The organism is Streptomyces sp. NTD91, assembly GCF_059510455.1.
Map to the genome: position 1 here is coordinate 1 of NZ_JCAJZW010000019.1, position 14,567 is coordinate 14,567.

At 72.3% G+C, this 14,567-nt stretch carries 12 protein-coding genes; 5 read left to right on the forward strand and 7 right to left on the reverse strand.

Annotation, left to right across the window (positions count from 1 at the left end; all coding sequences use genetic code 11):
- The 6 genes from AC5WRT_RS20355 to leuA all read right to left on the reverse strand — a co-directional run.
- A partial coding sequence (locus tag AC5WRT_RS20355) for a sialidase family protein (protein WP_496094876.1) occupies positions 1–1,167 on the reverse strand: 1,167 nt, incomplete at its 3' end.
- Positions 1,164–1,823, reverse strand: coding sequence for a response regulator (locus AC5WRT_RS20360; RefSeq protein WP_496094875.1), 660 nt, complete (start codon positions 1,821–1,823; stop codon positions 1,164–1,166). The genes AC5WRT_RS20355 and AC5WRT_RS20360, both read right to left, overlap by 4 nt.
- Entirely contained in the window at positions 1,820–3,061 is a 1,242-nt protein-coding gene (locus AC5WRT_RS20365; protein ID WP_496094874.1) for a sensor histidine kinase, read from the reverse strand. Before AC5WRT_RS20365 ends, AC5WRT_RS20360 begins: the two co-directional genes overlap by 4 nt.
- Before the next feature lie 6 nt (positions 3,062–3,067).
- Positions 3,068–5,137 (reverse strand): MMPL family transporter, encoded by a 2,070-nt coding sequence (locus AC5WRT_RS20370; RefSeq protein ID WP_496094873.1) that lies wholly within the window; start codon positions 5,135–5,137, stop codon positions 3,068–3,070.
- Positions 5,138–5,297: 160 nt separating this feature from the next.
- A complete protein-coding gene (locus AC5WRT_RS20375; RefSeq protein WP_496094872.1) occupies positions 5,298–5,993 on the reverse strand; it encodes a TerB family tellurite resistance protein in 696 nt (231 codons plus the stop codon).
- A gap of 215 nt (positions 5,994–6,208) precedes the next feature.
- Positions 6,209–7,930, reverse strand: coding sequence for a 2-isopropylmalate synthase (leuA, locus tag AC5WRT_RS20380; protein WP_496094871.1), 1,722 nt, complete (start codon positions 7,928–7,930; stop codon positions 6,209–6,211).
- 349 nt (positions 7,931–8,279) lie between these two features.
- Here leuA and AC5WRT_RS20385 point away from each other — a divergent pair, with 349 nt between their 5' ends.
- The 5 genes from AC5WRT_RS20385 to AC5WRT_RS20405 all read left to right on the forward strand — a co-directional run bounded on the left by AC5WRT_RS20385 (position 8,280) and on the right by AC5WRT_RS20405 (position 13,243).
- Positions 8,280–9,350, forward strand: a complete 1,071-nt coding sequence (locus tag AC5WRT_RS20385) for a M4 family metallopeptidase (RefSeq protein ID WP_496094870.1) — start codon at positions 8,280–8,282, stop codon at positions 9,348–9,350.
- Between the two features lie 21 nt (positions 9,351–9,371).
- Positions 9,372–9,638, forward strand: a complete 267-nt coding sequence (locus AC5WRT_RS20390; RefSeq protein ID WP_496094869.1) for a protealysin inhibitor emfourin — start codon at positions 9,372–9,374, stop codon at positions 9,636–9,638.
- A gap of 58 nt (positions 9,639–9,696) precedes the next feature.
- Positions 9,697–11,019, forward strand: a complete 1,323-nt coding sequence (locus AC5WRT_RS20395) for a GH1 family beta-glucosidase (protein ID WP_496094868.1) — start codon at positions 9,697–9,699, stop codon at positions 11,017–11,019.
- Complete coding sequence (locus AC5WRT_RS20400; RefSeq protein ID WP_496094867.1) at positions 11,016–12,269, forward strand: MFS transporter; 1,254 nt, start codon at positions 11,016–11,018, stop codon at positions 12,267–12,269. The genes AC5WRT_RS20395 and AC5WRT_RS20400 overlap by 4 nt, the downstream gene beginning before the upstream one ends.
- A 116-nt stretch (positions 12,270–12,385) precedes the next feature.
- Positions 12,386–13,243: a helix-turn-helix transcriptional regulator gene (locus AC5WRT_RS20405; protein WP_496094866.1), complete on the forward strand. Its 858-nt coding sequence runs from the start codon at positions 12,386–12,388 to the stop codon at positions 13,241–13,243.
- Between the two features lie 255 nt (positions 13,244–13,498).
- Here the strand turns inward: AC5WRT_RS20405 and era are convergent, their stop codons facing one another.
- Positions 13,499–14,452, reverse strand: a complete 954-nt coding sequence (era, locus tag AC5WRT_RS20410) for a GTPase Era (RefSeq protein ID WP_496094865.1) — start codon at positions 14,450–14,452, stop codon at positions 13,499–13,501.
- Between the last annotated feature and the right edge of the window lie 115 nt (positions 14,453–14,567).

A 14,567-nucleotide genomic window follows, 5' to 3' on the forward strand; every position in this document is an offset into this window, starting at 1 on the left:
GCCTGTCGTCGGATGCGAAGGCATGGCCAGCCTGCGAAACTCCAGGGTGTCGTACGTGTGCCTGCCGCCCGTCTCGTACAGGACGCCGATCGTGCCGGGGCCGAGCTGGACGAGGTCGGAGTAGGCGGCCGGGCGGTCGGAGAGGGTGAGGAGTTTGGTGAAGCTGCGGCCGGCGTCCGTGCTGGACCAGATCGCCAGGGCGCGGCGGCCGGTCGGCACGGAGGGGGCGGAGAACAGCAACGGGGACGCGCGGCCGTGCAGTTGGAGGACACTGCCCTGGACGACCGGGACGTCGTCCAGCGTGGGCTGGACGGCGTAGGGGCGGTCCAGGGTGGTGCCGCCGTCGGAGGAGTAGGTGTCGAGGCGGTTGCCCGGCACACTGCCGTACTGGTCGCGACTGTTGAAGTAGACGCGGCCGTCCGGTAGTTGGGCGGCGGTCGTCTCGTTGGGGCGGATCGTGCCGTCGTGGCGGGTCTGCGTGAAGCCGAGGCGCCACGTGCGGCCGCCGTCGTCGCTGTAGAGGGCGTGTCCCCCGTCGTCCGGGGAGCCGGGGCCGGAGGAGTGGTCGGCGGGGACGAGCAGCCGGCCGGAATGCGGGCCCCGGGTGAGGGCGACGGCGTGGCCGGGGCCGGTGGCGTACCAGGTCCAGCCGGGCCGCCTCACCGACGCCGTGATGTCCACCGGCGGTGTGAAGTGCCGGCCGTCGTCCCGGCTGCGCTGTACGAACACCCGGCGCTCGCCCGCACCGCGCCGGATCTGCTCCTCCGTCAGCCTCCCGCTGTTGGAGCAGGTCACGAGGACGACGGCGCCGGTGCGCGGATCCACGACCGGCGCCGGGTTGCCCCGGGTGTCGCCGTGCCCGGCGGCCACCACGGCCGGCGGCCCCCAGGTGCAGCCGCCGTCGGTGGAGCGGCGCAGCACGACGTCGATGTCACCGGTGTCCGACGGTCCGTCGCGCCGCCCTTCGGCGAAGGCCAGGAGGGTGCCGCGCCGGGTGCGCACGAGGGCGGGGATGCGGTAGACGGCGTAGCCGCCGTGGCCGGAGACGTACGGCAGCGACCCGGCGCAGCCGGTGAGCGGCTCGGCGGACGCCGCTGTGTGCGGGCGGACGGTGAGGGCGGTGAGGAGCGCGAGGGCGGTGAACAGGATGCGGCTTCTCGGTGTCACCCGCCCATGTTCCCCGGAACCACCAGCCCGGACTCGTAACCGACGATCACCAGCTGGGCGCGGTCCCGGGCGCCGAGCTTGCCCATGATTCTGCTGACGTGGGTCTTGGCGGTCAGCGGGCTCAACCCCAACGCATCGGCGATCTCGGCGTTGTTGAGGCCGCGCGCGACCAGGGTCAGCACCTCCCGTTCCCGGTCCGACAGGCACTCGGGGCCGCCCGTCGCCGGCGCCGAGGGGCTGCGCAGGAACCGCTCGATCAGCCGTGCCGTGGGCCCTGGGGAGAGCAGGGCCTCGCCCCCGGCGACGGTGCGGATCGCGTCGAGGAGGTCGGCCGGACGGGTGTCCTTCACCAGGAATCCGGAGGCACCGGCGCGCAGCGCCTCCACCACGTGCTCGTCGGTGTCGTAGGTGGTGAGGACGAGGACCCTGACCCCGGCGAGATCCTCGTCGGCGGCGATCAGCCGGGTCGCCTCGATGCCGTCGAGGCCGGGCATGCGGATGTCCATCAGCACCACGTCGGCGTGTTCGGCGAGGGCGACGGCCTCGCGGCCGGTGCCGGCCTGCCCGACGACCTCCATGTCCGGTGCCGACTCCACGAGCATCGCGAACGCGGCCCGCACCAGCGTCTGGTCGTCGGCGAGCAGCACTCTGATCACGGTCTCTCCCCCAGGGGCAGTACGGCGCTCACCTCGAAGCCCCGGCCGTCGCCGCGGGGTCCCGCCTTCACCGTGCCGCCGACGCTGCGGGCCCGCTCCCGCATACCGACCAGCCCGAACCCCGGCGGGCCCGCGGAACCGGCAGCGCCGCCCACCCCGTCGTCGGTGACGTGGACGTGCAGGGCGTCCTGCTCCTCGTACACGCTCACCCGCACGGTCGGATCGGCCCGCCCGCCGTGCCGTACCGCGTTGGTCAGCGCCTCCTGCACGATCCGGTACACGGCGGCGCCGACGGCCGGCGGCACCCCGTCGGCGCGCACGGTCAGCTCGACCCGGGCGCCCGCCGACTTCGCCAGCTCGGCGAGGCCCGCGAGGCGGGGCAGCGGGCCGCGGGCGTCCGGGGCACCGGGGTCGCGCAGCACCTCCAGGGTGGTGCGCAGCTCCCCGCGGGCGGTGCGGCAGGTCCCGGCGATGTCGTCGAGGGCCTTCGCGACGGCCGTGCGGTCCAGGCGCTCGGGGTCGGCTTCGAGGACGTGCGCGGCGACCGAGGTCTGCACGCCGATGAGGGTGATGCTGTGGGCGAGCAGGTCGTGCAGGTCGCGGGCGATGCGCAGCCGTTCCTCGGCGACCCGGCGGCGGGCCTCCTCCTCGCGGGTGCGCTCGGCGCGTTCGGCGCGCTCCAGGGCCTGGGCGGCGTTGTCCCGGTGGACGCGGATGTAGCCGCCCAGGACGAGCATGGAGACGATCCAGCCGGTGATCTGGAAGCTCACCTGCACTCCGGCCATGCCGTGGCGGATCTTCAGCAGCAGCATCAGCGTGACGACGGCGACGCCGATGAGCGCCGTGCGCCGGGGCCCGTTGGTCACCGCCACCGTGTAGAGAACGACCATCGACGCGGCCGTCGGCGCCGAGTGGTTGTAGTCCAGTTGGTGGTAGGTCGCGATCAGCGCGATCATCACCGCGAGGACGGTGAGCGGGGCCCGCCGACGCCAGACCAGGGGCACGTGCAGGGCGAGCAGCAGGGCCCAGCCGAGCGCGTCCGGGGGCCGGCCGCTGCCGACGGTGACGGCGATGACGGACGCGAGCGCGGCCAGCCCGGCGGCCAGCAGCGCGTCCTGCCGCAGGGGACCCAGAGCCGTGAGGACACGGCCGGACCGGGGCCCGGTGACGGTCGCCTGCACGGGGTTCGGGACGGTCCCCTGCACGGGACGGGTGACGGATGCCTGCACGGGATTCATCTTCCGCTACGCGCCCACCGGCTCGGGCGCGCGGTCGGCCTCCGGCGCCGGCCGGGACAGCGGGCCCGGCCACCACACCCTGCGCCCGAGCGCCACACTCGCGCTGGTCACCAGATAGGTGCGGACGAGGAAGGTGTCCAGCAGGACGCCGACGGCGATGACGAAGCCCAGCTCGACCAGCGGCACCAGGCCCATGTCGGTCAGCACCGCGAAGGTGGCCGCGAGCACCAGTCCGGCGGAGGCGATGACCCCGCCGGTGGTGCGCAGGGCGGTCAGCGCGGCCGCCGCCGGTTCGGCACCCCGCAGGGACTCCTCCCGCATCCGGTGCAGCAGGAAGATGCCGTAGTCGACGCCGAGGGCGACCAGGAACACGAAGGACAGCAGGCCGAGTCCGGGGTCGGTGCCGTGGAAGCCGAACAGCGGCCCGAAGGCGAGCCCGCCGATTCCGAGGGCCGCGCCCCACACGGCGACCACGGCGGCCACCAGCAGCAGCGGGGCGACGAGCGACCGCAGCAGCACGATGAGGATCAGCAGCACGGACAGGAGTACGAGCGGGACGACCACCGCGCGGTCGCGGGCACCGGTGTCCTTCAGGTCGAGCTGCTGGGCGCTGGGCCCGCCGACGTGGGAGCCGGGCAGCCGGTGCCGGAGCGTCTCGATGGCGGCGGTCTCGGCGGCGGACTGGGGCGGCGCGGACGCGGTCACCGTGATCTCGGTCCACCCGCCTCCGGTGCGACCCTCGCGGGCATCCGCCACTCCGTGGACTGCCCTGGCCACGGCGAGGGTCGCGTCGGCGCGCCCGGCCGGGGTCATGATCTCGATGGGCTGCGCGGAGCGCTCCGGGTAGGCCCGGGCCACGGTCTCCATGGCGGTCACGGACTCGGGGCGGTCCACGAAGGTGTCCAGCTGTTTGATCGCGCCGGGCAGGTTCAGGGTGCCGAGCGCGAGCGCGCCGAGCAGCGCGGCGCCGGAGACGAGGACGGTCAGCGGCCGGCGCCCGGCGGACGAGCCCATCGCCGCGAACAGGGACCGGCGGGCCTTGGGTGTGCTGCCGTGGGCGGGCACGAGCGGCCAGAAGACGCGGCGGCCCAGCAGCGTCAGGACGGCCGGGAGCAGGGTGAGCATTCCGACGAGCGCGCACAGCACGCCGACCGTGCCGAGGGGGCCCATGCCCCGGCTGGAGTTGAGGTCGGCGGCGAGCAGGCAGAGCAGTCCGGCGGCGACGGTGCCGGAGGAGGCGAGGATCGCGGGTCCGCACCCGCGCAGCGCGGCCCGCATCGCGTCGTACGGCCGCTCGTGGCGCCGTAGCTCCTCGCGGTAGCGGGAGACGAGCAGCAGCGCGTAGTCGGTGCCGGCGCCGAAGACGAGGATGGTCATGATGCCGGCGCTCTGACCGGAGACGGTGGTGCCGAAGGCCTGGTTGAGGCCGTAGGCGGCGGCTCGGGCGAGGAAGTCGGAGAGCCCGGCGACGACGAGCGGGACCAGCCACAGCAGCGGGCTGCGGTAGATCAGGACGAGCAGGATCGCGACGACGGCGACGGTGGTGTAGAGCAGCGGGCCGCCGAGCGAGGCGTACACGCCGGAGGCGTCCGTGGCGAGGGCGGCGGGCCCGCCGACCCGCACGCTCAGCCCGCCTTGGCCCTGGGCCAGTTGACGGACGTCGTCGACGAAGGTGTTCCGCTTGTTCTCGTCCGTGCCGGGCTCGTTGCTGGTGACCGGGTACATGAGGGTGGTGCCGTCGGAGGACGGGATGCCGTGCGGGGTGCCGCCGGTCAGGCGGTGCCGGTGGGCGATCTGAAAGACCTGCGTCCGTGCGGTGGTCCGGTCGACGGCGGTGAGGCCGGAGGCCCGGTGATAGACGAGGACCAGCTCGGTGGTCTCGCCGCCGGGCAGCCGGTCCTGGAGCCTGGCGACCTGGGTGGAGTCGGCGGACGCCGGAAGATAGTCGGTGGCCCGGTCGTGCTGGACGTCGCCCAGTTCGGCGGCGAACGGCGCGGCCACGGCCAGCAGCACCGCCCACAGCCCCACCACCAGCCAGGGCAGCCCCCGGCCCCTTCGTGTTGTCACGGCCCCCATGGAGATCGGGCCTCCCTTCGCAGCGGATGTCCGGATACGGCTTCCAGACTCCCGGCGAGGAGGGCGCTGATCGTCGGGCCTGGGGGCGAGTTGTCCGGTACTGCGCAGGGTGACGGGCCGGCCCGCCTACTCCTCGGGGAGTACGCCGGAACCGGCCCGCTCAGGAAGGCGTGCGCGCCGCCGCCAGCAGCCGGGTCACGTCGTCCGCGCAGATGGTCAACGCCGCCCCCACCGTGGTGAGGGCGTCCCGTTCCGCCGGTGTGTACGGTCCGTCGGCGAGGGCGATGCGGGCGGCCTGGAGCAGGAGGGACTCGCGGCCGGCCGGGGCGAGGTGCGGGGCGAGCGGGTCCAGGGCCTCGTGCAGCTCTATCGTCAGACTGGTGCCGCACTCCGCGCCGAGGACCCGGCCGGTGTCGGCGGCGAGGGCCTCGACCAGCGCGGCGAGCTGTTCCTCGGTGCAGCCGTCGAAACCGGCGGCGCGCACGGCGCCGGCGGCCGCCTCCAGCACCGTACGGGAGGAGGTGCCGCCCGCGGCGAGCACGGCGAGGGCCACAGTGTGCACTGCGTCGCGGAGCATCGCGGAGAAGCGGCGCGTGGTGGGATGGTCGAGGACGTCGGTGCCGTAGTGGTGTCCGCAGGCGGCGCACTCCACGACCGGTCCGGCGGTGCCGCGCGGCAGCAGGGGAACGCCCAGCAGGGTGAGCCGGCGGCGGCCGGTGAGGCGCTGGTAGTTGCGGTCGCCTCCGCAGTCGGGGCAGTAGAACTCGCCGTCCCCGACGGGTGTCCACGCGGTGCGGATGCGCAGGATGCGCGCAGCCTTGGCGGCACGGCCGTCTCGTCCCCGTACTGGCAGCACGTCGCACCTCCGTAACTCCCCCGCGGCCTTGAGGGCGCGGGAGGTACCCCCGGGCAACATCGCCGCGCTGGCGTGATGTTAGCCACACCACCGAGGCTGAGTCAGTACCCCGTAAGAGACCTTTCTGTGACCTGATCGGCCCCATGGCCGGGAAACGACGGTGCCCCGGCCGCCGTATACAGCGGCCGGGGCACCGAAACGCCCGGTCAGAGCGGTCAGCGCGCCGCGCGGTTGACGGCGGAGACGACCGCCTTCAGCGACGCACGTGTCGTGTTCGCGTCGATGCCGATGCCCCACAGGACCTTGCCGTCGATCGCGCATTCGATGTAGGAGGCGGCCTGTGCGGAGGCGCCCTCGCTCATCGTGTGCTCCTGGTAGTCGAGCAGGCGTACGTCGATGCCGATGGACTGCAGGGCGTCGAAGAAGGCCGAGATCGGACCGTTGCCGGACCCGGTCAGGACCGTGTCCTCGCCGTCGACGGTCGCCTCGACGGTCAGCGTGTCCACGCCGTCGGTGTCGGTGGTCGACTGGCCCGTCCTGACCTGGATGCGGCCCCACGGGTTGTCCGGGTTCGGCAGGTACTCGTCCTGGAAGACCGCCCAGATGTCGGCGCCGGTGACCTCGCCGCCCTCGGCGTCCGTCTTGGCCTGGATGATCTTGGAGAACTCGATCTGCATCCGGCGCGGCAGGTCCAGTTTGTGGTCGTTCTTCAGGACGTACGCGACACCGCCCTTGCCGGACTGCGAGTTGACGCGGATGACGGCCTCGTAGGAGCGGCCGACGTCCTTGGGGTCGATGGGCAGGTACGGCACGGCCCACTCGAGGTCGTCGACGGTGACACCCTTGGCCTTCGCGTCGGCCTCCATGGCGTCGAAGCCCTTCTTGATGGCGTCCTGGTGGGAGCCGGAGAAGGACGTGTAGACCAGGTCGCCCACGTACGGGTGGCGCGGGTGGACCTCCATCTGGTTGCAGTACTCCCACACGCGGCGGATCTCGTCGATGTCGGAGAGGTCGATCTGCGGGTCGACCCCCTGCGAGAACAGGTTCATGCCCAGGGTGACCAGGTCGACGTTGCCGGTGCGCTCGCCCTGCCCGAACAGGCAGCCCTCGACTCGGTCGGCGCCGGCCATCAGGGCCAGCTCGGCCGCGGCCACGGCCGTACCGCGGTCGTTGTGCGGGTGGACGGACAGGCAGACGTACTCGCGGCGCGTCAGGTTGCGGTGCATCCACTCGAAGCGGTCCGCGTGCGTGGACGGGGTGGAACGCTCCACGGTGGCGGGCAGGTTGAGGATGATCTCGCGGCCGGGGCCGGGCTGCCAGACGTCCATGACCGCCTCGCAGACCTCCAGGGCGAAGTCCAGCTCGGTGTCGGTGAAGATCTCCGGCGAGTACTGGTAGCCGAACTCGGTCTCCGGGCCCAGCAGTTTCTCGGCGTACTCCATCACCAGACGGGTGCCGTCGACGGCGATCTGCTTGATGTCGTCCTTGGAGCCGCGGAAGACCACCCGGCGGAAGACGGGCGCGGTGGCGTTGTAGAGGTGCACGGTGGCCCGCTTGGCGCCCTTCAGCGACTCCACGGTCCGCTCGATCAGGTCCTCGCGGGCCTGGGTCAGCACCGAGATCGTGACGTCGTCCGGGATCGCGCCCTCTTCCTCGATGATCGAGCGCACGAAGTCGAAGTCGGTCTGGCCGGAGGCGGGGAAGCCGACCTCGATCTCCTTGTAGCCCATCTTGACCAGCTGGTCGAACATCCGGCGCTTGCGCTCGGGCGACATCGGGTCGATCAGGGCCTGGTTGCCGTCGCGCAGGTCGGTGGAGAGCCAGCGCGGGGCTACGGTGATGCGCTGGTCGGGCCAGGTGCGGTCCGGGATGTCCACCTGCTCGTAGCGGCCGTACTTGTGGATCGGCATGGTGCTGGGCTGCTGGCGGTTGGCCATGATCGCGTGGGCTCCTTGGGGAGTTCCGGAGGTCCGGATGTCCTGGTGGACGGCCGACGACGCAACACCAAGCTCCGCGGGGAGGGAGTCGGCCTCTGTCTACAGGCCCTCGCCGCGGCAGCTAAGGAGAAGCAGCCCGAAACGCATGATGCGCAGCAGCCTAGCCGAGCCGCCCAGGACGCGGGGGCGTGTCCCAGTATGCGGGACCGCCACTATGAACCCACTAGAACGTGGATAAATCGTGCGCCGTACCACATCGTCACGGAGCGTTGCGGTCACTGTCCCGCTATTTCACCAATCATGGTGGCCGGTAGTGACACGGGTGTCACGCAGTGCAATGGTGCCGGACATGACGACCAACGGGGGCTTCGAGCCCGTCCTCTGCACGATCGTGCCGCCGCACATCCTCGACAAACTCGCACAAGTCGAGGACCCCACGCTCTCCGGCCCGGCCCGCCGGTCCCTGGAGCACGACGCCTACCAGCGCACCAAGCGCCGGCTGACCACGGTCGTCGGCGCACCCTCCGTCGCCGCCCCCGCCGACGCCGCCGCCGACCAGCCGCACCGCACGATCTACGACGCCCACCACACCCAGGACCTGCCCGGCACCCAGGTTCGCGCGGAAGGTTCCGAGGCGGGCCCGGACGCCACGGTCAACCGCGCCTACGCGGGCCTCGGCGCCACCTTCGAGCTGTATCTCAAGGTCTACGGCCGGCACTCCATCGACGGCGACGGGCTGCCCCTGAACGCCACCGTGCACTTCGGGGAGTCGTACGACAACGCCTTCTGGAACGGCGAGCAGATGGTGTTCGGCGACGGCGACAACGAGATCTTCCTCGACTTCACCATCCCGGTCGACGTCATCGGCCACGAGCTGACCCACGGAGTCACCCAGCACACCGCGAACCTGGAGTACTTCGGCCAGTCCGGCGCGCTGAACGAGTCGGTCTCCGACGTCTTCGGCTCCCTGATCAAGCAGTACACCCTCGGCCAGACCGCCGCCGAGGCCGACTGGCTGATCGGCGCCGGGCTGCTCGCCCCGAACGTCCACGGCACCGCGCTGCGCTCGATGAAGGCCCCGGGCACCGCGTACGACGACCCGAACCTCGGCAAGGACCCGCAGCCGGCGACCATGGACCACTACGTCCGCACCGGCCGCGACAACGGCGGCGTGCACATCAACTCCGGCATCCCCAACCACGCCTTCTACCTGGCCGCCACGGCCATCGGCGGGCACGCCTGGGAGCGGGCCGGGCAGATCTGGTACGACGTGCTCACCGGCGGCGAACTGAAGAGCGGCGCCGCGTTCGCCGACTTCGCCACGCTGACGGTGAAGGCGGCACGGGAGCGGTACGGCGCCGGGGACGAACTGCAGGCCGTGCAGAAGGCATGGGAACAGGTCGGGGTGCGGACGCTGTGATTCCGTACTAGACACTCCCCTATGCGTATTCGAGTACGGCGCACGGGCGGGTTCGCGGGCATCGAGCGCCAGGCCGAGGTGGACACCGCGGACCGGCCCGACGCCCAGGAGTGGCACACCCTGGCCGAACGCGTCCTCGCGTCCGGCCGGGACACCCCGCCCGCCGGCGTCCCCGACGGCTTCCACTACGCCATCACCGTGGACGACCGCACGATCCACACCGCCGACCCCCGACTCAGCGAGGACGAACGGGAGTTGGTCTCGCGGGTGCTGAAGGAGGGTGCATGAGGACCGGTTCCCCGCCGGGGCGTTGACTTCCGTTGCCGGAGGTACGGATGATCCGGCCATGGCGACTGACGCAGGCGACCCGCGGCCTCCTGTACCGCGCTTCCCGGACGGCTTTCTGTGGGGTGTCTCGACCTCGGCGCATCAGATCGAGGGGGCGGTCGAGGAGCGCGAGCCGTCCGTGTGGGACGTGTTCACGGCGGAGCCGGGGCGGGTGAAGGACGGGTCGACGGCTGCGGTGGCCTGTGACCACTACCACCGGTACCAGGAGGACGTGTCCCTCCTCGCGGGCCTGGGCGTGGACGCGTACCGCTTCTCCGTCTCCTGGCCCCGGGTCGGCTCCCCCGGCGGGCTGGACTTCTACGACCGCCTGGTCGACGAGCTGTGCGCGGCGGGTGTGCGGCCGGTGCCCACCCTGTTCCACTGGGACCTGCCCGCCCGTCTGGACTGGCTTCAGCGGGACACCGCGGCGCGGTTCGCGGACCATGTGACGGTGGTGGCCGAGCGGCTCGGGGACCGGGTGCACCAGTGGATCACGCTCAACGAGCCCGCCGAGCACACCCTCCTCGGGCACGCCCTCGGCGCCCACGCCCCCGGCAAGCGGCTGCTGTTCGACGCGCTCCCGGTCGCCCATCACCAGCTCCTCGCCCACGGCCTGGCCGTACGGGCCCTGCGCGCGGCCGGCGCGACCGGCATCGGCATCGCCAACTCCCACGGCCCCACCTGGCCCGCCTCCGCCGAACCGGCCGACGTGGAGGCGGCCGGCTTCTACGACCTCCTGCTCAACCGTCTGTTCGCCGAGCCGGTCCTCCTCGGCGCCTACCCCGACGGGACCGGCGAGTTCATGCCCGGCGACGTCGCGGCCGACCTGAAGGTCATCGGTGAACCCGTCGACTGGTACGGGATCAACTACTACGCGCCGACCCGGGTGGGCGCGCCCGGCGGCACCGGCAGCGAGTACGGCGGTCTGGAACTCCCCGCCGGACTGCCCTTCTCCGTCCGGGAGATCGAGGGCCGCCCGGTGACCGACTTCGGCTGGCCTGTCGTCCCCGAGGGCCTCACCGAGCTGCTGTGCGGCTTCCGGGACCGGTACGGCGACAGGTTGCCGCCGATCGTCATCACCGAGAACGGCTGCTCCTACGACGGCCTCGACGACCAGGACCGCATCGCCTACCTGGACGCGCACCTCCGCGCCCTGCACGCCGCCCTGGAGGCCGGTGTGGACGTGCGCGGCTACTTCGTGTGGTCCCTGATGGACAACTTCGAGTGGGCCGAGGGCTACCGGCGCCGCTTCGGCCTGGTGCACGTGGACTACGGCACGCTGGATCGCACCCCGAAGGCCTCCTACCACTGGTTCCGGGACGTGCTCCGGGCCCAGAGATGACCACGGTCCGGCCCTCGGCCGCGCTGGCCGAACCGGTGGAGCCGGTCGGCCGGGGCTGGACGGCCTCGCTGTCGCTGGCCAACGGCGCGATCTGGGTCGGCTGGTTCGGCCCGCTGCAGATCCTGCTCGCCTCCCAGGCGAAGGACTTCGCGCCCGGCTCCGGGATGTCCAAGGAGACCATGCTGGCCTGGGTGACCGGCGCCGGCGCGGTGGTCTCCCTGCTCGCCAACCCGGTCTTCGGCGCCCTGTCCGACCGCACGACGGCCCGCCCCGGCCGCCGTACGCCGTGGATCGTGGCCGGGGCGGCCGGCGGCGCGCTGTCCCTGCTGCTGCTCGCGCGGGCGGGCGGGGTGTGGTCCATGGCGGTGGGCTGGTGCCTGGTGCAGCTCACGCTGAACGCGGCGTTCGCGGCGGTGACGGCGGCCGTGCCGGACCGAGTGCCCCGGCTCCAACGCGGCGCGGTGGGCGGCTGGCTGGGCGCGGCGCAGATCCTCGGCGTGGTCGGCGGCACCGGTCTCGCGACCGCGGCGGGCGGGATCGGGGCCGGGTACGCGGCGTGCGCGGTGTGCACCGTGGTGGGCGTGCTGCCGTACGTGCTGCGCCACCCGGATCTGCGGCTGGCCCCGCAGGACCGCCCGACCTGGTCGTGGCGGGGCTTCCTGGCGGGCTTCTGGCTGAGCCCGCGCCGCCATCCCGACCTCGGCTGGGCCTGGCTGACCCGCTTCCTGATCAACCTCAGCAACTCACTCGTGCTGCTGTACCTCCTCTACTACCTCCGCGACCGGCTGGACTACGCCGACCCCGGCCAGGGCGTGCTGATTCTGACCGCCGTCAACAGCCTGACGCTGACGGCGACCGTCGTGGCGGGCGGCGTCTGGTCCGACCGGGTGGGCCGGCGCAAGCCGTTCGTCGTCTGGTCGGGCGTGCTGATGGCGGTGGCGACGGCAGCGCTGGCCGGCTGGCAGACCTGGCCCGGCGCACTCGTCGCGGCGGCCGTCCTCGGTGTCGGCTTCGGCGTGTTCACCTCCGTCGACTTCGCCCTGATGACGGACGTGCTGCCGAAGGCGCTGGACCGGGGCAAGGACCTGGGCGTCATCAACGTGGCCAACGCCCTGCCCCAGGTGGCCGCCCCCGCGCTGGCCGCGCCGATCGTGACGTACCTGGGTGGCTACCGGGTGCTGTACCTGGTGGCGGCGGTGATCGGACTGGCGGGGGCGGTGCTGGTGGGGCGGATACGGGGCGTCGACTGACGCGTCACAGGGCCCCGGCGTCGCGGGCCGCCCGGACGGTCGGGCCGGGAGAGACCTGCCGATCAGGGGACCGGCACTCCCTGGATAAGCCCTGCCCGCTGCCCCACCCTGGAGAGGTGAACCGAGCCGAACTAGCCGACTTCCTGCGCCGTGGCCGTGCCCGCCTGGACCCGACCGACGTGGGCCTCGCACCGGGCGCCCGCCGCCGCACCCCCGGCCTGCGGCGGGAGGAGGTGGCGTCGCTGGCCGGGATGTCGGTCGACTACTACACCCGGCTGGAGCAGTGCCGGGGTCCGCGTCCCTCCCGCCAGATGCTCACGGCGCTGGCCCGGGCGCTGCGCCTGACCGACGACGAACGCGACCACCTCTTCCACCTGGCGGGCGAGGAGCCGCCGCGCCGCGACCGGGCGTCGGCCCATGTCCGGCCCGGTCTCCTGCTGGTCCTGGACCGGCTGTACGACGCACCGGCGCTGGTGGTGACGGACTGCGGGGAGGTGCTGGCGCAGAACGCGCTGTCGCGTGCGCTGTCCGGAGACGTGCTGGCCCGCCCGGTGCGCGAGCGCAACATGGTCCGCCGCTTCTTCCTGGACCCGGCGGCGCGCGAGACGTTCCCGCCGGAGGACTGGCCGGAACACGCGCGCGTACACGTCGCGAATCTCCGCGCGGTGTCCGCCGCCCGCCCCGACGACCCCGAGCCGACCGGTCTGGTCGCCGAACTCCGCGCCGGCAGCGAGGAGTTCAGCCGTCTGTGGGACACCCACGAGGTGGCGGTGCGCCGCAGCTCGACCAAACGCTTCCGGCACCCGGTGGTGGGCCTGCTGGAACTCGACTGCGAGATCCTGCTGTCCGACGACCACCGCCACCATCTCGTCCTCCACACGGCCCGCCCGGGCACGGAGTCCTACGAACGCCTGGAGCTGCTGAGGGTGGTGGGCTTGCAGGACATGAAACCCGGGAGCACCGCCGACCGGTGACCCCGCACCGCGACCCGCGCGCGGCACCCGACACCCACAGACGCCACGGCCCCCGACAACCCACCCGGAACTCAGAAACCCAGCCTGCGCAGCTGCTTCGGATCCCGCTGCCAGTCCTTGGCCACCTCGACGTGCAGGTCGAGACCCTGCCCAGGCGCGACCACCCCCGCGCGGCCGGCGTGCCGAAAGCACCCCGAACCGCTCGCGGCACCCGACACCCACAGACGCCACGGCCCCCGACAACCCACCCGGAACTCAGAAACCCAGCCTGCGCAGCTGCTTCGGATCCCGCTGCCAGTCCTTGGCCACCTTGACGTGCAGGTCGAGGAAGACCGGTGTGCCGAGGAGGGCCTCGATGTGTTTGCGGGACTTGATACCGACCTCCTTCAGGCGCTTGCCCTTGGGGCCGATGATGATGCCCTTCTGGCTGGGACGCTCGATGTAGACGTTGGCGTGGATGTCCAGCAGCGGCCGGTCAGCGGGGCGGTCCTCGCGCGGGAGCATCTCCTCCACGACCACGGCGATGGAGTGGGGCAGCTCGTCACGGACCCCCTCCAGCGCGGCCTCGCGGATCAGCTCGGCCACCATCACCTGCTCGGGCTCGTCCGTGAGGTCGCCCTCGGGGTAGAGCGCCGGGCCCGACGGCAGGAGCGGGACGAGGAGGTCGGCCAGCAGCTCCACCTGCTTGGCGCCGACCGCCGACACCGGCACGATCTCCGCCCACTCGATGCCCAGTTCCTTGCCCAACTGGTCGATGGCGATCAGCTGCTCGGCGAGGGCCTTGGAGTCCACGAGGTCGGTCTTGGTGACGATCGCGACCTTCGGGGTCTTCTTGATCCCGGCGAGTTCCTTGGCGATGAAGCGGTCGCCGGGGCCGATCTTCTGGTCGGCGGGCAGGCAGAAACCGATGACGTCGACCTCCGCCCACGTCGTGCGCACCACGTCGTTCAGCCGCTCGCCGAGCAGCGTGCGCGGCTTGTGCAGGCCCGGGGTGTCGACCAGGATCAGCTGGGCGTCGGGGCGGTGCACGATGCCGCGCACCGTGTGCCGGGTGGTCTGCGGCCGGTTGGACGTGATCGCCACCTTCTGACCGACCAGAGCGTTCGTGAGGGTGGACTTGCCCGCGTTGGGGCGGCCCACGAAGCAGGCGAAGCCGGCGCGGTGGACGGTCTCGGCCGGCTCTTCGGATGACGGGGTGCGAACGCTCATGCCGTTCATTGTCGCTGATCCACAGGGCCGCCCCGTACCGCACGGCCCCGGCCCCGCGGACCCCGCCCCACGGTGAGGTTTCGGTAACCCTCAGGCAATGAAACGTCACGGAAAC

Coding starts and splice junctions, on each gene's coding strand:
- AC5WRT_RS20365 (WP_496094874.1), bottom strand. CDS start 3,061: ATGAATCCCGTGCAGGCATCCGTCACCCGTCCCGTGCAGGGGACCGTC.
- AC5WRT_RS20370 (WP_496094873.1), bottom strand. CDS start 5,137: ATGGGGGCCGTGACAACACGAAGGGGCCGGGGGCTGCCCTGGCTGGTG.
- leuA (WP_496094871.1), bottom strand. CDS start 7,930: ATGGCCAACCGCCAGCAGCCCAGCACCATGCCGATCCACAAGTACGGC.
- AC5WRT_RS20385 (WP_496094870.1), top strand. CDS start 8,280: ATGACGACCAACGGGGGCTTCGAGCCCGTCCTCTGCACGATCGTGCCG.
- AC5WRT_RS20390 (WP_496094869.1), top strand. CDS start 9,372: ATGCGTATTCGAGTACGGCGCACGGGCGGGTTCGCGGGCATCGAGCGC.
- AC5WRT_RS20395 (WP_496094868.1), top strand. CDS start 9,697: ATGGCGACTGACGCAGGCGACCCGCGGCCTCCTGTACCGCGCTTCCCG.
- AC5WRT_RS20400 (WP_496094867.1), top strand. CDS start 11,016: ATGACCACGGTCCGGCCCTCGGCCGCGCTGGCCGAACCGGTGGAGCCG.
- era (WP_496094865.1), bottom strand. CDS start 14,452: ATGAGCGTTCGCACCCCGTCATCCGAAGAGCCGGCCGAGACCGTCCAC.